Below are 20,827 nucleotides of genomic sequence, written 5' to 3'. Positions count from 1 at the left end.
ATGGAAGGTCCGTACCCCATTTGTGAGATACGGACTCTTATTTTATTATTAAGAAGTAAAGGAAGTTTTTAGCAAGACTTGGAATCCAGCTCCAGCACCCACCCACTCGAGGTCAATTAACCCTTAATGAGTAATAGGAAAAAGCACCCTTTTTCATATTTAGGAACATTTGCTCTGCCAGAGGCTAAATGAGCGCTTGCGCCTTTTGTTCTTACCCTACAACTTGATGGCCCTATTTTATTCCTTGTTCTTTTTCCCACCTAGCTATTTCATCTTTTACTAGGGGGGCTACTTCTGTACCTAATAATTCAATCGCATTTAATACGTCCTTATGATCTGGCATTGTTCCTACAGGTACGTGCAGCATAAAGCGAGTTACCCCTACGTTTTTTCGAAGAAAGATGATTTTTTGAGCTACGGTTTCTGGATCACCTACATATAAAGCTCCGTGTAAACTTCTTGCAGCATCATAGCTAGCACGTGTATAGGGTCCCCACCCTCTTTCTCTCCCTAATTTATTCATGACTTGTTGAGTGGAAGGGAAAAATTTATCTGCAGCGAGCTCCGTATCTTCAGCAATAAAACCATGAGAATGTGAAGCTACCGTGAGTTTTGAATGGTCATGTCCGGCATGAGTAGCAGCTTCTTGATAAAGCTTTACAAGTGGAGCAAATTGTACGGGGCTTCCACCTATAATGGCCAGTACAAGTGGAAGTCCTAATAGACCAGCTCGAACGACGGATTCTGAATTTCCACCACTACCTATCCAAACTGGCAATGGACTTTGGATGGGACGAGGATATATTCCCCTATTTTGAATGGCTGGTCGATGTTTTCCATTCCAAGTAACTTTTTCAGATTCACGAATTTTTAATAATAATTCTAATTTCTCTTCAAATAATTCTTCATAATCACTCAAATCGTATCCAAACAAGGGAAAAGATTCGATAAAAGATCCTCTCCCCGCCATTATTTCAGCTCGTCCATTTGAAATTGCATCAAGTGTTGAAAAATCTTGAAAAACACGCACAGGATCTGCTGAAGAAAGAACAGTAACAGCACTAGTTAAACGTATTTTTTTCGTTTGAGAAGCTGCAGCTGCTAAAATCATTGCTGGTGACGATGCTGCAAAATCCTCTCTATGATGTTCTCCAACACCGAAAACATCTAAGCCGACCTGGTCTGCAAGAATGATTTCCTCGACCACTTCTTGAATTCGCCTTGCATGGCTAATAATTTTACCAGATTCAACATCTGGAGTTGTTTCTACAAATGTACTTATACCTATTTCCATATTCTTTCACTCCTAGAATAGTTTAGACAAATTCAAATCCTCTCCAATTATTAACCAGAACTCCTCATAGTACCAAAAAATATGTACACTTCCATTTATTATTACCATAAATCAAGCGATAATTTCTATTTTACTGCCTCTATCAAATATCGTACTAATAGAATAGGACTACCTTTATAGTAGTCCTAATTACAACTTATTTAAATATGATAGAGATAACATCATTCATTGTCATATTACTGTTGATTTCATATGTACCTGGGCGTAATTTGTTTGCAACTCCCTTTTTTTCGACCTCTTGTACAAACGTCATAGGTCGATCCACAATTCCTGCTTGAACAAGCACATTCCCTACATCAATGCTCGTCATCCCAGTCGATACATTTAGAATTGTTTGATATACTACTTCCTCATTTTCATTTTTGGACAGAGTCGGATTCTCTGATTCGTTTTCTCTCACACTGTTCTTTTGGGACTGTGCATTACTAAGTGAGTTTTGTTGTGACTCCCACTCTACTCTTGTTTGAATCACATATCCTTTGTCTATTAAAAGACTTTTCGCTTCTTCTTCTGTAGGGATTTCAACATATCTTTCATTACTTGATACATCTCGCGGACTTAGAAAATAGGCAATGGTACAAATAAGTGTAGCGACAATTAATCCGGAAGCAAAACTACTTGTTCGATTAATGTTCATTTGATATCTTTCTCCTTTCTTCATCAGGTGACATAAAAGGAGTTAATATTTCTTGAACATCTATCTTATTTATCTTCATTTTTTCAGCAATACTATCAGTGGAGTAACCACGCTTATATAAATCTAATATATCTCGCAACATTAAACGGTCTTTTGGAGATATGCCAATTTCCTGAGCCGTTATTTCACTATCAAGCTGAATAGTTTTTATTTGTTTTTGAAGTTTATCAATTTCTTCCATGCATCCCAAATACATTGTATCTAACCTTCGTTGCTCTGATCTTTCCATTCGTTTATTTTGTAGGAATGAAAAAACGAGAAGCAATGATCCAGTTCCTAGTAAAATACCAAATGCCCATTCCATGTTAATGGACCTCCTCACAAAACTATCTTCTTTCCAACTCTTATTATACAAAGAAATTAGAAAGTGTGGTGCGGAAAACGACAAAATCCGCCAATAGTCGTGTGAATTGGTAAAAATAACCGAATCGTATATATCGTGTGAGGGTTCAATAATAGAACAAGCATATCTTTTAACGAACACAATCTTGAATTACATTTGTAATTTACATTCTGCAACTACTAACGTATCTAATCGTTCTATCATTTTTTTGGCTTTATCTTCTTTAATAATCCTATAGTGATGTAATCCAGCTTGTTCTTCATCCATCTCATCTGCTAGCTTTGTGATTTCTTGAAGTGGTGTACGCTTAACAATGCCTTCGTTTATATACGAATCTGTATGAAACAATATGGCGATGGCAATCTCTTTTGCATATCTAGGATTTTCGCCTAATCGTATTAATAATTTGTGTGCCCTTTCAGCACCTTTAATCGCATGTATATCATTACGTTTATATAAGTCAAAATCCCATTTTCCGTCACGGTACCACGTATAGTGGCCCATGTCATGTAAAAATGCTGCTTTTGTTGCCAAATCAACTGATACATTCATTTGTCTTGCTAATTTAAATGCATGGTAAGCACATGCAATCGCATGAACAACTCCTGATCGAGACAAATATTTCTGAGCAATTCGGTGGTTGTATATTTCTGATAGCGTTACATATCTCATCAACTTCGTCCCCCTTAAAATATATAAATTTTTAGAATCTTACCATAAGTATTAGTTATTATCAATGAATTACTTATTAAATTTAATTTGTCAAAGTCTCACTTTAGTATGAATAGGTTCTTATTTACACACAAAAAAGGGGACAGCTTTAAACTGTACCCTTACTGTGAACCTAGCCACTAAAGTGCTTTATCATCAATCGAAAATAAATATGTTTCTATCTCATCAATTATGGATTTAACACAATCCCCTTCAAAAGGAGAAATTAAATCTGCTTCTTTTACAAGCTCTGTAAAGGATTTACTTCCTCCTAGCTTGCAAAGATGTAAATAATCACGCCAAGCTATTTCTGGATCATCCTGATTTTTCTTCCAAAATTGGAGAGCACAAATTTGAGCAAGTGTATAATCGATATAATAGAAGGGAACTTTGTAAATATGTCCTTGTTGCTGCCAGAATCCACCATTTTCTAAGAATTCATTCCCTTCGTAATCTCGATGAGGTAAATACTTTTTCTCTATTTCTCTCCAAGCTAGCTTTCGTTCATTTGGAGTAGCTTCTGGATTTGCATATACAAAATGTTGGAATTCATCCACTGCTACTCCATATGGAATAAAAAGAACAGCTTCACTTAGATGAGAGAATTTATACTTATCTGTGTCTTCCTCAAAGAAGAGCTCCATCCAAGGCCATGCAAAAAATTCCATACTCATTGAGTGGATTTCACAGGCTTCCAATGTCGGAAATCCATACTCTGGAATTTCATATCCGCGACTTTCATAGACTTGAAAGGCATGCCCAACCTCATGTTTTAATACTCTAACATCCCCTTTTGTTCCGTTAAAATTAGCGAAAATATAAGGAGATTTATATTTACTGATATAGGTACAATAGCCTCCACCAGCTTTGCCAGATTTACTTAGTAAATCCATTAAGTTGTTTTCAACCATAAACGTATAAAACTCATTTGTTTCAGTTGACATTTCTTCGTACATTTTTTTACCTTGTTCAACAATCCACTCTGCATTTCCTTTGGGGTCTGGGTTACCTGTTTTAAAGCTGAAGCTTTCATCGTAATACTTTAATGAATCAACGTCTATACGTTCTTGTTGTTTTTGTTTTAATTTAGTTGCCAACGGAACGATATATTCTTTTACTTGATCACGAAATTTTGCCACCATTTCTGCATTATAATCTGTTCGATTTAATCGGGCATACGCCAATTCAGTATATGAGGAAAACCCAAGTTTCTTTGCAATATTTGTCCGAACCTTTACTAGCTTATCGTAAAGCTCATCTAAATGTTCAGCGTGTTCAACAAAAAAACTGTATTTTACTTCATTTGATTCTTTACGTATAGCTCGATCTGGTGATTGGTGATACGGAATTAATTGAGAAAGGTTTTTTTCATCGTCATCAAAGGGAATCTTTGCTGATGCTAGTAAATTAACATACTCACTTACGAGTTTATTTTCCTCTTGCATGTCACTTAAGACCTCTGATGAATATGTTTTTAACTGAGTGTCAGCTAATAAAAATAATTGTTTTCCCCACCTCTCTTCTAGTTGTGGACGAAATTTTGAAGAAGTAAGTTCTTCATAAAATTTTGTAATTAGTCCTTTATATGCTGGCCCTATTTCGTTAAAAAATTCTTTTTCCTTTTTATAGAATTCATCTGTTGTATCGATGGTTTGTCTAATTTGGACAATCTGCCTTAAGCTCTCAAATTCAGAACGCAAATCGTTAATTTCAAACATCACTCCATTTTGTTCTTCAAAGGACTCCGCGACTTGGAACTTTTTAAGTAATTGAGTAAAATCTCTTTCTAGATCTTCTAAACTAGGCCTCTTATACTGATATTCTTCAAACTTCATCAATCTTACCCCCTAAGTATGTTCTAAAATGTTTCTTTTAGTAATTTGCCAATTGGTCATGAGATTCCTCTATATTTTTACTAAAATTTCGTCTATCGAATTATTTTTTTTGAACATTGCATCAATCACATTCATCATTCTTACTATCTTTAAATCCCTTGTTTTCTGTCATAAAAATTTCAGATTATGTTATAATTTAGTAAATTTATTTAATAATAAAAATATTCTATTTAATTCGATCCAATATGGAGTGGAAAAATGAAAAAGCTTTTTGATATACATAATAAAGTGTTTATTGCATTTATTTTCATTGCCGTTTTTCCCATTATTTGTTCAAGCGCTATCACAAATTATTTCGTAACAAAAGAAACATATGAAGTATTTGAGGAATCAACTACTAAGGAAATTATTCAGGTAGAACAGGCAATCCATCTATATTTTGAAACAATTAAAGAAAATTCTTCATTCCTATCAAATACAGATGTTGTAAGAAAAGCAAAGAATCTAACTACCTATATGAATACTGAGCAACCTTATTTATCAACGAATATGTCCCCTTCAAAAGCAGGGGGTATCGAAGAAGAAATCTATGCTCTTTATAAGGAGTTCGGAGAAACTCATGAAAATATAGCCTACATCTATATGGGGACAACAGATGGTGGTTATGTACAATGGCCAGAAGGTCAAACACTTTCTTATTATGACCCTAGACTTAGGCCGTGGTATGATATAGCGATTAATCAGCCCGACGAAGTTTTACGAACAAAAGCTTATTATAACCAAATCGATGACACTCATATAGTAAGTACTGTAAAAACAATTAAAGATAATGACAATAATATCATTGGAGTTCAAGGTATAGATGTTAGCTTAAAAAACCTAACGGCTCTAATTGAAGGGATTAATATTGGAAGATCAGGATATCTATTGTTAGTACAAGAAGATGGCACTATTTTATCACACCCAAAATTTCCTCAATATAATGCAAAGCATATTATAGAACTCGGCTTTAATAACATTAAAACTACTGACGATCTTTTTCAAGGTATGACTGAAGCGAAGAAAAATGGAGTAACTTACTTACTAAATGTGTATACTTCCCCAAAACTTGGGTGGAAGTTTGTCGCATTAATTGAGCAGGAAGAACTAACGGAGCGAGCAGCCTCCATTAATCAAATTATGTTTTACGCGGCTATCGTTTTTATATTTCTCGCCATTTTTATTGCTTATCTTTTCACCTCAAGATTTACTAGACCCGCTGAGAACAATATAAAAACGAATCAAGAGAGGTTAGAAAGAAGCGAACGGTTATATAAGGGATTAATAGAAGAATTACCAGAAGCTATTGTGATTAAAAATGATAGGAAAATCGTATATGTAAATGAAGAAGCTGTAAAACTACTAGACTTTGAAATAAAAGAGGATCTAATTGGAAGAGAACATGACTATATTACATTTGAAACCATCCACAACAAGGATAATAAGAATGAAATTCTTCTTACAAACAGTAAGTTAATCACTCATAAAAACCGTATACTGGAAGTAGAAACGAAGACTATGCTGACAATGTTTAATGGAGAAGAATGTTCAATTACGATGATTAGGGACTTAACAGATCGAAAGTCTTCCCAAGAATTACTATTAAAATCAGAAAAATTGTCGATTGCTGGTCAATTGGCAGCTGGTATTGCTCATGAAATAAGAAACCCACTTACATCATTAAAAGGATTTTTACAGTTAATAAAATCGTCGAAAGTCGAAAACTTAGATCAATATCTAACCATAATGGAAAATGAATTAGATAGAATTGACGAAATCTCTAGTGAGTTAATTGTTTTAGCAAAACCGCATTCGAACACTTTCAAAACTGTCAATCTTCTAGTGCTACTTGATGAAATTATTTTGTTACTTCAAACCCAAGCAGTGCTTCATAATGTTGAGATACATAAAAAGTATTCGAAGGAAGCCTTTTTCGTCCATTGTAATGAAAATCAAATGAAGCAAGTATTTGTAAATCTAGTTAAAAATGCCATTGAGTCTATCAATGATTCTGGAAGGATTGATATTCAAGTCCATTCTTATACAAAGGAAATGGTTGAAATAGTCATAAGTGATGATGGACCAGGAATGAAAGAAGAACAACTCGAAAGAATGGGTGAGCCATTTTATACAACAAAAGAAAAAGGAACTGGTTTAGGGTTGATGGTATCTTATAAAATTATTGAAGAGCACAAGGGTAAGATTTCTGCAACTAGTGAATTAGGTTTAGGGACAAGGTTTACCATTATACTACCCGAATACACAGGGGTCGATTAAATATAACCTTTACTAATGAGGGCGATAAAGTATGTTACTTTATCCCTCATATCTCAACATGGATTTCTTCCCTATCAAAAATGCCATTTCGAAACTGAATCCATCTATTTAGTTGACATAATACAATTCTAGTTAACTGATTATCTATTCCTACTATTCATTTAACCCTACTTTTTTTGTTAACTGTCACTATACAAAAAAATATACTAGACGATTCTAAAATAAGCTTACCTTTAATAGTCTATAGAAAAGCTTCATTTAGAAGCATAAACTATTAGAAGAAAAGGTGAGAAAATGTTTAATGTATATTTTTATGAAAACAAGCATCTCTTATTAAGTCAGCTTCTTAAAAGGGTTCCCTCTGTTGGTGAAAATGTAACGATAAAAGGTCGTAAAGGGAAAATTGATGATGTGAGAAATGTTGATGAAATGAACTTTCATGTATATGTTACGTTGGAAAAAGCATTAAAAATGAAGCATTTAGCTGAAGATACAAAAAAGAAAAAGAAATAGTAACAATATAAATTCAAATAAAAAACAGTACTTTCATTTACAAAGTACTGTTCTTTATTTGAACACTATTGATCACTATTCATTAGGTCAGCTTTCGTCCTTCCCCCTACTCCCCAATATTGGTTTGGAATCTTTGTTACAATCACCCTAACTTGGTTAGGTTCTACGTGTAAAGATCCTACAGTTGCATCAGTTAATTCTTTGATTAATTCTCTGATCTGATTGTCTGTTCTTCCTTCTAGAATTTGCACTTGAATAATGGGCAACAAACTTCACCTCCAAAAAACGTTAATAGCCTAACCATTTTGGTATAAGTAAGGTTGAACCTTCCCAGTATGTGATGATGAATAAAATCATTATTCCTAGGAATAACATCGGTAAAATTGCCCTAACTAATTTTTCAAATCTTACCTCGGCAATAGATGAAACAATAAATAATCCAGTTCCCACAGGAGGCGTTAATAACCCAATTGTTAAGTTAATACAAATGATGACACCAAAGTGAATTGGGTCTATTTGAAAGGCAGTAATTAATGGCATAAAAACAGGAACCAAAATAATTAAGGCAGCAATCCCATCAAGGACTGTACCGATTAATAATAAAAAGATATTGACTAATAAAAGAAAAACAAACGGGCTGTTGGAAATTGAAAGCATAGAGTTCGCTATATATTGTGGAACTTGTTCAAAAGCAATTATCCACCCAAATAGATTTGCCATTGCAATTAAAAACGTAACTGTTGCGGTACTAATTACTGTGTTTATTAAAATAGTCGGGAGTTTCTTCCATTTTAATTCTTTATAAAAAAACATTCCGACAATAAAGGCTACAACACTTGCTACACCTGCTGATTCTGTTGCAGTGAAGGCACCGCTCAATATTCCAACAGTTATTATGAATGGAACTAGGAGTGCTGGCAAGACTTTGATAAACGATTGCCACACTTCCTTCATCGAGGACCTTTCACTTCTTGGAAAACTATTCTTATAACCTATATAGGCAATAAGGCCAATAAAACCTACTCCATACATAATTCCAGGTAAAATACCTGCCATAAATAGAGCACCAATTGAAGTGCCTGAAAGAGTCCCATAAATGATAAAAATCATACTTGGTGGAATAATGGGTGCTACGATAGAAGATGCTAAAGTTAAGGCTGACGAGAATTCTCTTTTATAGCCTTCTCTCTCCATTTCAGGAACCATTACTTTACTCATCATCGCGGCTTGTGCGTTAGCCGATCCTAGGATTGAAGCTAAAAACATGTTTGAAATAATCGTGACATATGCAAGCCCACCTCGAACATGACCTACTAGTTTTCTAGAAAATACAACAAGTCTATTGGTAATTCCCCCGTTATTCATTAATTCTCCGGTTAACATAAAAAGTGGAATTGCGAGTAGACCGAAATTTTCCATACCTGAATAGAGTCTCTGGGGAGTTGAATCTAGCAATATTGCATTTCCAGTTACTAAAAAATACACAATGGTAGTCATCCCAAGAACCATTGAAATTGGGATTCCCATGAGCAAGAATACGATAAAGGACACAATCACGATTGTAATCATTGCCTATCATCACCTTTTATGAGGATTGATAAATTGTTAAGTATGTGGAGTGTTGAGAATGATAGGCCAATGGGTAGTATACAATAAGGAACCCACATAGGAAGTAATATCGCACTTGATTTTTGCAATGCTACATTTGGTGAAGTGATCCACTTAAAACAATAAAATAGAAGGATGGTCATGAATAACAGCATAAATATATGACCTGATATTGCTATCATTTTATTTGCTTTTTCAGGTAAATAATCTGTCAAAATAGTAACAGATGCCTGTGAGTTATACTTTAGACCAAGACTACCTCCAATAAACGTTATATAGATTAATAGAAAGATGGAAATTTCTCCTGCCCAAAATAAAGGGTAATTAATAACATATCTAAAGAATACGGCCAGTGCTATGATGACCGCCATTGCAAACATGAGGATCATAGCCAGTTTCTTTTCGAAACTGGCTATTCTATCACTTATAACTTTCACATTTTAACCTCCAATTCGATTACTTACGGAATGTATCGAGAAATTCCTGAATCAATGGATCAGTAGGGCCATATTTTTCATCAAATTGCTTAATATAAGGCTCGAACAACTTTTGGTCAATTTCATAAATTTTCATTCCTGAGTCATTAAGCGTCTTTTTAAATTCTTCTTCTTGTGCAGAGCGCGTTGTAACCGCATACTCAGCTGCTGCTTTAATGGCTTCATTGATGATTTTCTTATCGCCATTTGAAAGCTTTTCAAATGTTCCTTTGTTCATCATGGCAACAGCAGGCCATACCATGTGATTGGTCACAGCACCATATTTCGTAACTTCATGATATTTATTCGTAATTGTTGCATCTAAATCCATATCCATTCCATCGATAACACCCGTTTGAACAGCGGCATACACCTCTGGAAGTGGAAGAGATTCTGGAGATGCCCCTAATGATTTGTAAAAATCCTGTAGTGGTGGACTTGGTGTAACTCGAAATCTTAACCCCTTCATATCTTCTGGCTTCATCACTTCTTTATCTTTAAATATCATTACACGGTTTCCCGCAAACAAGTAATCTAGGCCCTTTATACCTTGTTCATCTAATGTACCTAGAATTTTTTTAGCAACTTCTGTTTCACGTGCTTTATTCGCACTTTCTAAATTCTCAAATGCATAAGGAGCAAACCATGCTGTAAAAGCAGGTGCACGTGAGCTCATATATGCTGCAGTAATAAAGCCAAAATCAACCGACCCTGCTGAAATTTGCTGGACCATGTCAGCTTCAGTACCTAACTGACTTGCTGGATAAATCTCTACTATCATTCTACCGCCAGAACGAGCATTAAGTTCCTCTTTGAATTTTTCAGCAGCCTTATGCCACATATGATCAGTAGGCGTAATATGCGCAAGTTTAAAATGATAAGTCTCACTAGAATCAGAGTTGGAAACGGTTCTTCCTCCACAGGCAGCCACTGCGAGAACCAGAGCCGTTGTTAAAAGAATCATTCCCCATTTATTTAACTTTTGCATTTCTAGCACACCCTTCTCGTTTTTATAATAATCCTTCACAATAGCCCTATCATTTGACGGAAATCACCACATGAATATTGTATTAAGTACAAGTTTTTATGACGTATTCGGATTTTAATATCGATTTACATAAACAAGTGTAAAGTAGTTACCGTATTTGAATATCCAATTAATAACTTGCTAGAACCAATCAACAGTTATTTACATGAAAATGCAACACTTCCTAAATCAGAAAACTGAACATGGATCGTATCCCCAGGTTTAAAACTAATGGCTTCTGAAATTGCCCCACTTAGTATGATTTCCCCTTTTTTAATACCCTTATTAACCTCTCCAAGTTTGTTAACTGCCCATGCTACTGACGTTGCAGGATGTCCTAAAACTGCAGCACTTGCACCAACCTGAACCACTTCCCCATTTTTTGACATGAACACGCCAAGGTTGCCTAGATCTAAACGAGAAGGGGACATCCATTTGCTTCCCATTAGAAACTTTGCGGAGGAACAATTATCTGCAATTACATCAGTCAGAGTAAACTTAAAGTTTAAATATCGGCTATCAATAATTTCGATAGCAGGTGCTACATATTTCGTAACACGTAATACATCTTCCGCAGTGAGATTCGTACCTTTCAAGTCTTCATCGATTAGAAAGGCAATTTCTGGTTCTGCCTTTGGATGAATGAATTGTTTATATTCAAGTGGCTCCCACTCTAGTGAAAGCATGTCATCTGTTAAGTAACCATAAATAGCTTCATGAACTCCCATCATTTGTTGTTTCGCTTTACTCGTTAAACCGAGCTTGTAACCGATACAGCGAGAACCATCTTGAAGGTGTCGTTCTATAAGTTTTTGTTGAATCGAATATGCATCTGAGAAGCTTAGATTTGGATAGTGGTCTGTTACCTTAACTACTTCACGTTTTTCCTTTTCAGCCGTGTATAAGTATTCCACTATTTCTGTTTCAATAGTTGATGCTAGTGTCATGCTTTAACCCCCTTTGTACATAGGATTGTGCAAGTTCCGATGCAACATCTAAGATCATGTCTTCCTGACCACCCACTACTTTTCGCTTTCCCAATTCTATTAAAATATCCCTTGGATCTAAATTGAAACGTTTACCCGCACGTTCTGCATGGAGTAAAAAACTAGAATAAACACCTGCGTATCCTAATACAAGGCTTCCCTTATTAATTTCTTGAGCGCGGGGGATTAATGGACCAATAATATTCTCCGAAAGATCCATCAATTTATATATGTCAATCCCAACGTCTACTCCCATTCGTTCTAGTACAGCGAGTAAAACCTCTGTTTGTGCATTTCCAGCCCCAGCTCCTAAACAGCGTAAACTTCCATCTATTCTTGTTGCTCCTTCTTCTATGGCAATAAGTGTATTGGCAACCGCTAATGATAGATTGTTATGAGCATGAAAACCAACTTCTATTTGCAATGATTCACGAAGTGCCGCAATTCTTTCTCGAACTTGACCTGGGAGAAGCGCACCTGCCGAATCAGTCACATACACAGCCTGTGCCCCATAAGTTTCCATTAATTTTGCCTGTTCTACTAACTTATTAATCGGAGTCATATGTGCCATCATTAAAAATCCTAATGTTTCCATCCCAAGGTCACGGGCCATATGGATATGCTGGGCAGAAACATCTGCTTCCGTTACGTGTGTCGCCACTCTTACCAACCCAGCTCCTAAACGGTGCGCCTCCTTTAGTTCATGTACAGTGCCAATTCCAGGGAGTAACAGAACTGCTATTGTTGAATGATTACTTTCATCAACTGCTGCTTCTATTAGTTTCATTTCATTAACAAGGGATTTGCCAAATTGTAGAGTTGAGCCTCCTAGTCCATCTCCATGACTTACCTCTATATAATGCATCCCGGCATCATCTAATCCACGAACAACGCTACGCACCTGCTCCTCCGTATATTGATGTGAAAGAACATGACTACCGTCACGTAAACAAACTTCTGTGACTCTAATCGATCTATCATTCTTAAGATCCAACTAACTAACCTCCTCTCTAATTAGCAATATTCATATTTTCTTATGAAGAATTTCCTTAGCAAGCACTTCCGCGACTCTCGTTGCAGCAGCAGTCATAATGTCTAGGTTTCCGGCATATACGGGAAAATAATCTCCAGCCCCTTGTACTTCAACAAATACCGTTACCCTATTCTCATCAAATAATGGATCTTGCTTTAAGCGATATCCAGGTACATACTCCTTCATCTTCTCTACCATTGCATAGATAGAATTACTGATAGCAGATTGATCCATATTCTTCACTTCACAATATATCGTGTCACGCATAAGGATTGGAGGTTCGGCAGGATTCAAAATAATAATCGCTTTTCCTTGGTCAGCCCCTCCAACTTCTTCGATTCCTCTTTTCGTTGTAATGGTAAATTCATCTATATTTGCTCGTGTTCCAGGACCAGCACTCTTACTTGATATGGTGGCAACTATTTCTGCATACGACACATCGGACACCGTATTTACTGCGTGTACGATGGGAATTGTGGCCTGTCCTCCGCAAGTAATTAGGTTTACATTTGATAGCTCAATTTTTGGATCTAAATTTACTGTTGGACAGACAAATGGACCTATTGCAGCAGGAGTCAAATCTATGGCGAGTTTACCTAATTCTTTTAAGACAGGCCCATGTAGTAAGTGTGTTTTAGCAGAAGTTGCATCAAACACAATCTCTGCCATATCTGGATGATTGATTAGATCTTGAATGCCGTTTGAAAAAACTTGATATCCTTTTTCATAGGCAAGCTTCAACCCATCTGAGTCAGGGTCAATTCCAATTAACGCTGATAATTCAATGACATTACTGCGTTCTAGTTTATACATAAGGTCAGTACCAATATTTCCAGAACCAAGAATAGCTGCTTTTATTTTTCCCAAACTATCAACTCCTCTACTCAAATGTCACTGAAACTGAACCAAGCGATCCAAAAGCGGCTGAGATGATGTCCCCTTGCTGTACGTCAATTGCTGCACTTAGTGCACCTGGTAGAATAAGTTCTCCTGCTTTAAGGGTAATTCCAAAATCATATAGCTTATTGGCTAGCCAAGCTACTGCATGAGCTGGGTGGCCAAGAGCAGCTGCTCCAGATCCGGTTGAAACGATTTCACCATTCTTATAAAGGGTCATTCCTATACTACGTAAATCTAATCCTTCAATCTGTACAGTATTCTTTCCTACGACTACTTTTGCTGATGACCCATTATCTGCTACGGTATCTACTAATCGTATCTTCCAATCTGCAATTCTGCTATCAATTATTTCTAAAGTCGGTACAACATACTTAGTGGCCATTAGGACATCTATATATGTAACATTAGGTCCTGATAAATCTTCAGATAGAACGAATCCTATCTCTGCCTCTACTTTGGGAGATAACATCTCCTTTATTCTTACTGAATCTCCATCCTCAACCTTCATATCGTCTAGTAAATGCCCATAATCGGGTTCATTTACTCCAAGCATTAATTGCATAGCTCTACTTGTTAAGCCCACTTTTTTTCCAATCACCTTTTTACCTTCGTTTAATTTTTTCCTCATAAGTGCTAATTGAATTTGGTAGGCATCTGTCACATTTAATTCTTTGTATTGTTCAGAAAGAGGTGGGATAGCCGTCTTACTCCTCTCAGCATCTAGTAATTGAATGGCAAGATCTTCAATTAGAAGATTCATATATTCACTCCTTTAGCTTTGTACATTAAGAAAAATAAAGAGTGACAATGTTTCACTCTTTATAGGTCATTTTTATAACTTCAACGTAATCGTTTTAGCCTCTGTATAGAATTCAAAGCTATGTCTACCACCTTCACGCCCCACTCCACTCGCTTTAGATCCACCAAATGGTGTTCTTAAATCACGGTAGTACCAGCAATTTATCCATATAAGCCCGGAATTGATTTGAGAAGCAACTCGATGAGCACGTCTCAAATCATTTGTCCACACCACGCCGGCAAGACCATAAATGGAATCATTGGCTAGTCGAATGGCTTCCTCTTCTGTATGAAACGGTATTACTGCCAAAACAGGGCCGAATATCTCTTCTTGAGCAACTGTTGACTTATTATTAACATCATAAAGAACGGTCGGCTCATAAAAGTTTCCCTGTTCAAATCCAGCAACTCGTTTTCCACCAATCGCTAGCTTCGCACCTTCTGATAGACCAATTTGTACATATTGATCGACAGATTCTAAGTGGGCCTTTGATACTAATGCTCCCATATCGGTGTCTTCACTTAATGGGTCACCCACTTTAATTTTTTTTACCGCTTCTATAAACTCTTCTAAAAATAAATCATAAATACTTTCTTGTACAAATAGACGAGATCCAGCTAAGCAGATTTCACCCTGATTTCTAAAGATTGCTTCAATAGATCCAGCAACTGCTTCCTCTAGGTCCGCATCTTCAAATACAATATTCGCTGATTTCCCACCAAGTTCAAGTGATACTGGAGTAAGTTGACTAGCTGCGTTTTGCATAACAGTTCGACCAGTCGTACTATCACCGACGAAGGAAATTCTTCTTACATATGGATGGTTGGTCATTCTCGTTCCGACCGTATTCCCGGGACCTGTGATAATATTTAAAACTCCTGGTGGTAGCCCAGCTTCATTTGCAATTTCTCCAAGCATTACTGCACTTAATGGAGTATAGGAAGCAGGTTTTACCACAACTGTATTTCCAGCAGCCATGGCAGCAGCAGCTTTCCAGGTCATTTGCATAAAAGGTAGGTTCCAGGGAATGATTAAGCTGGTAACTCCAGCTGGTGAATACTTTGAATACGACATATATTTAGAATGATCGTAATGCTCATGGTGAAGATAATTCGCCATCTCTGCAAAGAAACGCAGATTAGCAGCCGCCCTAGGTATATCAAAACCCCTGCTTTCCTTTATAGGTTTTCCTACATCTAGAGTCTCAATCAATGCTAATTCATCTACTCTTTCCATGACAAGATCTGCCATTTTACAAAGTATGTTGGACCTATCTGCAACAGGCATTTCACTCCAACTACCACTATCAAACGTCTGTTTCGCAATCTCAATAGCGTTGGCAGCATCTTGTTCATTTGCTTTTGCTACTGAAGCAAGCTTCTGGTTGGTTGAAGGGTCAATAGTATCAAAGGTTTCTCCGGAAACAGAATCCTTAAATTCTCCGTTAATAAAGAGTTTTGAGTCTTTAATGACTTGTTGTTTGATTGGACTCAATGTTATGCCCCCCTACTCCTCTATTTCTAAAATCATCTCAATTTCTACGGCGTTATTATTTGGAAGTTGTGCCATTCCAACAGCAGATCTACCATGCCTTCCTTTTTCTCCAAACACTTGCACAAGTAAATCTGACGCCCCATTTAAGACTTTCGGTTGGTCAATAAAAGAAGGCGAACTATTTACAAACCCTAACAGTTTTACAACCTTTCTTACTTTACTCAATTCTCCAAGTTCATGTTTAATAACAGTTAGGAGGTTAATCATGCATTGTTTTGCTGCATCATAACCAACTTCAACTGTTACATCTTCTCCTAATTTACCGCGGTATTCATCTGTACCTTGACCAGCAGTAAATATAAGATTTCCTGTACGTACACAGCTTATATAATTACCAGCTGATGGTCTAATAGGAGGTAAGGTAATCCCAAGTTCTTCTAACCGCTGTTCAGGTGAAATGGTCTCGTTCTTCATCGATTATCACACCTTAACCTTCATATTTAGGAAGCGTAGTGCATTTAACCCAAGGATTGCAGCAGATTGCTCATCTGTTAGACTTAACGTATCATCAATCACCTTTCCAGGTGGAACCTCTCTTAATAAAAACGGATAATCTGAACCCATAATAATGCGTTCATACCCAAAATTTTGGATCAAGTAATTCACATTAATAGGGTCATTTACCAAGGAATCAAAATAAAACTTCTTTGCATAAAAGCTAGGTGGTTCCTCAAGTAACCGTAAATGAGGCCACACTTTCCAACCTTGGTCGAGTCTTGGTAGTAGATATGGTAATGCCCCGCCACCATGCGCAAAACAGATTTTTAGGTTTGGATACTTCTCCATGACTCCCCCAAGAATTAAACTAGCACCAGCTAATGCTGTTTCACTCGGCATACCTATCGTGTACATTAAATTGTGCCTTGGCATTCGTTCCTTCCCTAAAGTTTCCCATGGATGGATAAAAAGGGGTACATCCCATTTCTCAGCCATCTCAAAGAATTCCAGTAACGAAGGATCGTCTAAGTTGTTACCGTTTACATTTGTTCCTATCTCAATTCCTTTTAAACCCAACTCATTTATACATCGATCCATTTCTCGAATAGCAACGGTTACATCTTGCATCGGAACAGTACCGAGTCCTATAAATTTAGAAGAATATTGACTTACAATATCCGCAATGAAATCATTTTGAATACGTGCTAATTGTTCCGCTTCAGCAACAGGTGCATTGTAGGAAAAGGTGACTGGGATTGGGGAAAGTACTTGAATATCCACATTTTCTTTTGACATGTCCTTCATACGCTTTTCTGGGCTCCAAACTTGATCGGTTACCTCACGGAATACTTTATCAGCAATCATAATGTTTGCTCCGCATGCACATGTACGCTGGAGAGTCGGATATCTTTCACCTGTCAAATGTTTTGTTAATTCGGTAAAATTTTCTGGGATGATGTGAGTATGAAAATCTACTCGCATTTCCATTCACTCGCTTCCACCGGCATAACGTGACCACAGCTATTACATGTTCGAAGCGCTAAATTACTATTAAAGCCATTAATTGCTTCCTTTACCTGTACTTCGATATTGGTTAGTTGGATTGTTACGCGGTGCATTTCATGATCACACTCATCACAGAACCAAACAAAGTCCTCTAGCTCACCTTCAGCTCTATTTCGTTCAATAACTAATCCAATTGTGTCTGCAACTCGGTGCGGTGAATGAGGAACATTAGCTGGAAGTAAGAACATTTCTCCCTCTTTCACTTCGACAACCTCACGCTTTCCTTCACTGTTTATAACTTCGACGTAACAACTACCTTTTACTTGATAGAATATCTCTTCTGAAGGGTCTACATGAAAATCACGTCTTTTGTTCGGTCCACCTAGAAGCATCACCATTAATTCTGCGTCCTTCCAAACAAGCTTATTATTTACAGGTGGCTTGAGCTGGTCTTTGCTGTCTTCAATAAATTGCATTAAATTAATCGGTATGAATTGTCTTTGCAAAGGAATCTCCCCCAATTTTTGAATAATTTAATCTACTAAGTTAGGATGATTGGATCTTAATGCTTTTTGCATAAAAACTACTTCATCAGCAAGATAATGAATTCTTTCCAAAACATTAGAATCGACTAGTTCATTGTGTTGATTGAAATGGTCACTATGTGCATATACGTAGCTTGGAGCTACAAACGCTCTAAAGTATCCTGCAATTGGCTTTAATTGATTTTCAATGACCAGGTAGTGCTGATATGTTCCTCCGTTTGCAACAAATCCCATCACCTTATTCCGAAAATCATTAGGATTTATTAAATCGAATAAGTTTTTTAATACACCTGTTATAGATCCTTGGAAAATGGGTGTACCAATAATGTAAAAGTCTGCAGTGGATACCATTTCCATTACCTTTTTGGTATCCTCTGAATAAGTAGATGGCTCCCTTCCATCACAGAACTGGACATCATAATCCATCATATCTAGATACTCAACTTCAATATCCGAATGTTTATTCTTCACTTCTTCCAGTACTCTTCTTACAATAATTCCCGTTTTTGAACCGATGATTGTTCCAGAAATACCTAGTAGTTTCATTAAACCTTACTCCTTTCCAATCTCGTGTTTTATTTAACTATTGGCCATCCAAGAAGAGATTGTGAGAGTTGGAGATCACCTTTTGATATTAATGCTCTTATTCTAGTCGATGATATTCTTGCTCCATTTGAACAGCAAACCGATTCAGCTATCCGTACTGTAAAGTATTGTCTTAATAATTGAATATCTCCATATCTACCATATCCAAATCTAAAATCCTGTCCTACTAGTATTTCCATGGGATTAAGCTTCATTAAATCGTCGATAAACTCATAAGCACTTCTGTTTGAATATGCTTTATCAAAACTATCAACAATTACATGCTGGACACCTAGCATTTCTAGCTTTGCTAACTTCTCATGAATTGAAGTTAGATGATGCACACCGTGAAAATATACACGAGGGGGAGGATCAAAGGTATACACAATAGCTGGTACTTTTAATAACTTACTTCTTTCCACTATTGCCTTGATGACTGCTTGATGACCTAAATGGACACCATCGAAGGCGCCAATGGCAATGATAGAATTTTTTAAAGTTAAAGAAGTATTAAAGTGCGATTCCATAGATAGCTCCTCTCGTACAAATACACTATTTTTTCACTACATCTTTTTCTAATACACTTACTTTCAAAGCCTCATCAACCATATCAAGTGAACGCTGCTGTTTATAGTTGTTAAAGAAGATGGCTCTCTTTCGAATTGGATCACCGGTATAATATCGTTCATATTGCAGGAGACGTTGGCCAAAGGCCTCACCACATAAATCCCATGCCAGTTTAAAAATACTTACTCGATCTAGTGAGGATACCCCGGCTCTTCCAACATAATACTTATCAATACTTTCTCGTAATTCATCATTCAAAAAATCGGCCCTTGTTGGAGACATTAGTAAGCCACCTGCCCCAATTATTTGCATAACCTCAATGGCTCTCGGATACATTTTAGGTAGAAGTCCTCTAATGGTCTCGAGTGCGACATAATCTGGCATTGCTTCCCCATGTTCAGTCATCGTATGCTCGTACTCCGCAATATTTAATAAAGCCCTTATTGATTCTAGTGATTGAATCAACTCGCCGAGGTCATTTTGAACATTTAAATACCCATCTACCCCGATCGTATCCGCAAGCTTCATGGCAACCTCTGTCACAAATTGAAGTTTAACAAGACCTCTTACCCCTGATTGATGAGCTGGCTGTTGACCAGCACCTGTCATAGGATATAATTTGTTCGCCGCTTCTACATTGTTATATAGGAACACACGATTCCAAGGAACCACTACATCATCGAACACCAATAAGGCATCCATCTCTTCAAATCTTGATGCGAGTGGATGATCAAAAAATGAACGAGTACCATCTTGCATCGGTTCACGACAAATTATTCGAAGTCCTGGAGTGTCAATCGGTATTGCAAACGCTAATGCATACTTTTCATCACCTGGACTAAAACCAGGAAACGAATAAATGATTACTTCATCAGTAATCGGTGCTAAAGTAGCTAGCATTTTTGCACCTCTTACTATTAGTCCATCTGGAGTTTCCTTTACTGCACCTAAATGAGTATAGGTATCATGTTGTTCATGCGATGATTTACTACGGTCATTTTGAGGATTGATAATTGCGTGTGTTAAAAATAGATCATGATCTCGAATAAATTTATAATAATTTCGAACATTTACTGCCCATTCTTTGTTATATTTTTCAAAAAACCATGAATTGTAATACATGGATGTGACAACGACATTTAAGAAATCAGGTGTTCTACCCATTAGACCAAATGTGGCCTTTGCAAACTCTTCAAATACTGCTCTTCGTCTTTTTAAATCATCATAGCTTTTAGGAACTAAAAACGAATTATTTACTCTCTCACCTGTTTCCTCACAAATGTGAGTAATTTTTTCCTGAAATTCAGGACTATGTTGCATATCAAAAAGCTTGGCAATTTCAAGAATCGGTTGCTTGAACACCGCCTCATCAAATATATTAGTAACCTTTCTTCCAGACAACCAAACTTCTGGTTGACGTGATTTCACAGCTTCGATGTATTCAGCTCCTGTACGAATCCCCATATAATACCTCCTTTATTAATCATTTGAAAATTCTATTTTGATTTTAATACGCAATCTTAAGGAAAAAGTGT

Annotated in this window: 22 protein-coding genes; 2 read left to right on the top strand and 20 right to left on the bottom strand. The window is 36.6% G+C overall.

What is annotated here, in order from left to right; genetic code table 11:
- Positions 1-232: 232 nt before the first annotated feature.
- The 5 genes from ACFSCX_RS12835 to ACFSCX_RS12815 form a co-directional block, all read right to left on the bottom strand.
- Positions 233-1,294, bottom strand: a complete 1,062-nt coding sequence (locus tag ACFSCX_RS12835; RefSeq protein WP_377928650.1) for an LLM class flavin-dependent oxidoreductase — start codon at positions 1,292-1,294, stop codon at positions 233-235.
- 196 nt (positions 1,295-1,490) lie between these two features.
- On the bottom strand, positions 1,491-1,991 hold the full coding sequence (locus tag ACFSCX_RS12830) for a hypothetical protein (RefSeq protein WP_377928649.1): 501 nt from the start codon (positions 1,989-1,991) through the stop codon (positions 1,491-1,493).
- Positions 1,981-2,355 carry a hypothetical protein gene (locus ACFSCX_RS12825; protein ID WP_377928648.1) on the bottom strand — a complete coding sequence of 125 codons (375 nt, stop codon included), beginning with the start codon at positions 2,353-2,355 and terminating at the stop codon, positions 1,981-1,983. The genes ACFSCX_RS12830 and ACFSCX_RS12825 overlap by 11 nt, the downstream gene beginning before the upstream one ends.
- Before the next feature lie 189 nt (positions 2,356-2,544).
- Positions 2,545-3,066: an HD domain-containing protein gene (locus ACFSCX_RS12820; RefSeq protein WP_377928647.1), complete on the bottom strand. Its 522-nt coding sequence runs from the start codon at positions 3,064-3,066 to the stop codon at positions 2,545-2,547.
- Between the two features lie 179 nt (positions 3,067-3,245).
- On the bottom strand, positions 3,246-4,940 hold the full coding sequence (locus ACFSCX_RS12815; RefSeq protein ID WP_377928646.1) for a M3 family oligoendopeptidase: 1,695 nt from the start codon (positions 4,938-4,940) through the stop codon (positions 3,246-3,248).
- A 258-nt stretch (positions 4,941-5,198) separates the two neighbouring features.
- Between ACFSCX_RS12815 and ACFSCX_RS12810 the strand changes: the two genes are divergently transcribed.
- Both ACFSCX_RS12810 and ACFSCX_RS12805 read left to right on the top strand, forming a co-directional pair.
- Positions 5,199-7,256, top strand: coding sequence for an ATP-binding protein (locus ACFSCX_RS12810; RefSeq protein ID WP_377928645.1), 2,058 nt, complete (start codon positions 5,199-5,201; stop codon positions 7,254-7,256).
- Between the two features lie 294 nt (positions 7,257-7,550).
- Positions 7,551-7,769 carry a hypothetical protein gene (locus ACFSCX_RS12805; RefSeq protein ID WP_377928644.1) on the top strand — a complete coding sequence of 73 codons (219 nt, stop codon included), beginning with the start codon at positions 7,551-7,553 and terminating at the stop codon, positions 7,767-7,769.
- A gap of 65 nt (positions 7,770-7,834) precedes the next feature.
- Here ACFSCX_RS12805 and ACFSCX_RS12800 read toward each other — a convergent pair whose 3' ends face one another.
- From ACFSCX_RS12800 to ACFSCX_RS12730, 15 genes are all read right to left on the bottom strand, one after another.
- Entirely contained in the window at positions 7,835-8,035 is a 201-nt protein-coding gene (locus tag ACFSCX_RS12800) for a 2-hydroxymuconate tautomerase family protein (protein WP_377928643.1), read from the bottom strand.
- Positions 8,036-8,057: 22 nt separating this feature from the next.
- The gene (locus ACFSCX_RS12795; protein WP_377928642.1) at positions 8,058-9,338 is read right to left on the bottom strand and encodes a TRAP transporter large permease; all 1,281 of its coding nucleotides are present in this window, start codon (positions 9,336-9,338) and stop codon (positions 8,058-8,060) included.
- A complete protein-coding gene (locus ACFSCX_RS12790; protein ID WP_377928641.1) occupies positions 9,335-9,814 on the bottom strand; it encodes a TRAP transporter small permease in 480 nt (159 codons plus the stop codon). Before ACFSCX_RS12790 ends, ACFSCX_RS12795 begins: the two co-directional genes overlap by 4 nt.
- 19 nt (positions 9,815-9,833) lie before the next feature.
- Entirely contained in the window at positions 9,834-10,841 is a 1,008-nt protein-coding gene (locus ACFSCX_RS12785) for a TRAP transporter substrate-binding protein (RefSeq protein WP_377928640.1), read from the bottom strand.
- 197 nt (positions 10,842-11,038) lie between these two features.
- Positions 11,039-11,827: a 2-keto-4-pentenoate hydratase gene (locus tag ACFSCX_RS12780; protein WP_377928639.1), complete on the bottom strand. Its 789-nt coding sequence runs from the start codon at positions 11,825-11,827 to the stop codon at positions 11,039-11,041.
- Positions 11,805-12,860 (bottom strand): 4-hydroxy-2-oxovalerate aldolase, encoded by a 1,056-nt coding sequence (gene dmpG / locus ACFSCX_RS12775; RefSeq protein ID WP_377928638.1) that lies wholly within the window; start codon positions 12,858-12,860, stop codon positions 11,805-11,807. The genes ACFSCX_RS12780 and dmpG overlap by 23 nt, the downstream gene beginning before the upstream one ends.
- A 30-nt stretch (positions 12,861-12,890) precedes the next feature.
- The gene (locus ACFSCX_RS12770) at positions 12,891-13,766 is read right to left on the bottom strand and encodes an acetaldehyde dehydrogenase (acetylating) (protein ID WP_377928637.1); all 876 of its coding nucleotides are present in this window, start codon (positions 13,764-13,766) and stop codon (positions 12,891-12,893) included.
- Between the two features lie 13 nt (positions 13,767-13,779).
- Positions 13,780-14,559, bottom strand: coding sequence for a 2-keto-4-pentenoate hydratase (locus tag ACFSCX_RS12765; protein WP_377928636.1), 780 nt, complete (start codon positions 14,557-14,559; stop codon positions 13,780-13,782).
- Positions 14,560-14,631: 72 nt separating this feature from the next.
- Positions 14,632-16,092: an aldehyde dehydrogenase gene (locus ACFSCX_RS12760; protein ID WP_377928635.1), complete on the bottom strand. Its 1,461-nt coding sequence runs from the start codon at positions 16,090-16,092 to the stop codon at positions 14,632-14,634.
- A 12-nt stretch (positions 16,093-16,104) separates the two neighbouring features.
- Positions 16,105-16,566, bottom strand: a complete 462-nt coding sequence (locus ACFSCX_RS12755) for a RidA family protein (protein ID WP_377928634.1) — start codon at positions 16,564-16,566, stop codon at positions 16,105-16,107.
- Positions 16,567-16,572: 6 nt separating this feature from the next.
- Complete coding sequence (locus ACFSCX_RS12750; protein WP_377928633.1) at positions 16,573-17,577, bottom strand: amidohydrolase family protein; 1,005 nt, start codon at positions 17,575-17,577, stop codon at positions 16,573-16,575.
- A complete protein-coding gene (locus ACFSCX_RS12745; RefSeq protein WP_377928795.1) occupies positions 17,562-18,071 on the bottom strand; it encodes a 3-hydroxyanthranilate 3,4-dioxygenase in 510 nt (169 codons plus the stop codon). The genes ACFSCX_RS12750 and ACFSCX_RS12745 overlap by 16 nt, the downstream gene beginning before the upstream one ends.
- Before the next feature lie 57 nt (positions 18,072-18,128).
- Entirely contained in the window at positions 18,129-18,686 is a 558-nt protein-coding gene (locus tag ACFSCX_RS12740; protein ID WP_377928632.1) for an NADPH-dependent FMN reductase, read from the bottom strand.
- 29 nt (positions 18,687-18,715) lie between these two features.
- Complete coding sequence (locus tag ACFSCX_RS12735) at positions 18,716-19,252, bottom strand: FAD synthetase (protein ID WP_377928631.1); 537 nt, start codon at positions 19,250-19,252, stop codon at positions 18,716-18,718.
- Between the two features lie 25 nt (positions 19,253-19,277).
- Positions 19,278-20,756: a 4-hydroxyphenylacetate 3-hydroxylase family protein gene (locus ACFSCX_RS12730; protein WP_377928630.1), complete on the bottom strand. Its 1,479-nt coding sequence runs from the start codon at positions 20,754-20,756 to the stop codon at positions 19,278-19,280.
- Between the last annotated feature and the right edge of the window lie 71 nt (positions 20,757-20,827).

The sequence above is a fragment of the Bacillus salitolerans genome (assembly GCF_042680805.1).
Taxonomy (GTDB): Bacteria; Bacillota; Bacilli; order Bacillales; family SA4; genus Bacillus_CJ; species Bacillus_CJ salitolerans.
The sequence above is the reverse complement of the archived record's forward strand: the minus strand, read 5'-3'. Positions and strand labels throughout refer to the sequence as shown.

Bases quoted from the DNA above. Each gene is read 5' to 3' on its own strand.
- ACFSCX_RS12835 (WP_377928650.1), bottom strand. From the start codon at position 1,294: ATGGAAATAGGTATAAGTACATTTGTAGAAACAACTCCAGATGTTGAA.
- ACFSCX_RS12755 (WP_377928634.1), bottom strand. From the start codon at position 16,566: ATGAAGAACGAGACCATTTCACCTGAACAGCGGTTAGAAGAACTTGGG.
- ACFSCX_RS12815 (WP_377928646.1), bottom strand. From the start codon at position 4,940: ATGAAGTTTGAAGAATATCAGTATAAGAGGCCTAGTTTAGAAGATCTA.
- ACFSCX_RS12810 (WP_377928645.1), top strand. From the start codon at position 5,199: ATGAAAAAGCTTTTTGATATACATAATAAAGTGTTTATTGCATTTATT.
- ACFSCX_RS12735 (WP_377928631.1), bottom strand. From the start codon at position 19,252: ATGGAATCGCACTTTAATACTTCTTTAACTTTAAAAAATTCTATCATT.
- ACFSCX_RS12730 (WP_377928630.1), bottom strand. From the start codon at position 20,756: ATGGGGATTCGTACAGGAGCTGAATACATCGAAGCTGTGAAATCACGT.
- ACFSCX_RS12830 (WP_377928649.1), bottom strand. From the start codon at position 1,991: ATGAACATTAATCGAACAAGTAGTTTTGCTTCCGGATTAATTGTCGCT.
- ACFSCX_RS12740 (WP_377928632.1), bottom strand. From the start codon at position 18,686: ATGAAACTACTAGGTATTTCTGGAACAATCATCGGTTCAAAAACGGGA.
- ACFSCX_RS12825 (WP_377928648.1), bottom strand. From the start codon at position 2,355: ATGGAATGGGCATTTGGTATTTTACTAGGAACTGGATCATTGCTTCTC.
- ACFSCX_RS12765 (WP_377928636.1), bottom strand. From the start codon at position 14,559: ATGAATCTTCTAATTGAAGATCTTGCCATTCAATTACTAGATGCTGAG.
- ACFSCX_RS12745 (WP_377928795.1), bottom strand. From the start codon at position 18,071: ATGCAATTTATTGAAGACAGCAAAGACCAGCTCAAGCCACCTGTAAAT.
- ACFSCX_RS12795 (WP_377928642.1), bottom strand. From the start codon at position 9,338: ATGATTACAATCGTGATTGTGTCCTTTATCGTATTCTTGCTCATGGGA.
- ACFSCX_RS12820 (WP_377928647.1), bottom strand. From the start codon at position 3,066: ATGAGATATGTAACGCTATCAGAAATATACAACCACCGAATTGCTCAG.
- ACFSCX_RS12780 (WP_377928639.1), bottom strand. From the start codon at position 11,827: ATGACACTAGCATCAACTATTGAAACAGAAATAGTGGAATACTTATAC.
- ACFSCX_RS12750 (WP_377928633.1), bottom strand. From the start codon at position 17,577: ATGGAAATGCGAGTAGATTTTCATACTCACATCATCCCAGAAAATTTT.
- ACFSCX_RS12805 (WP_377928644.1), top strand. From the start codon at position 7,551: ATGTTTAATGTATATTTTTATGAAAACAAGCATCTCTTATTAAGTCAG.
- ACFSCX_RS12785 (WP_377928640.1), bottom strand. From the start codon at position 10,841: ATGCAAAAGTTAAATAAATGGGGAATGATTCTTTTAACAACGGCTCTG.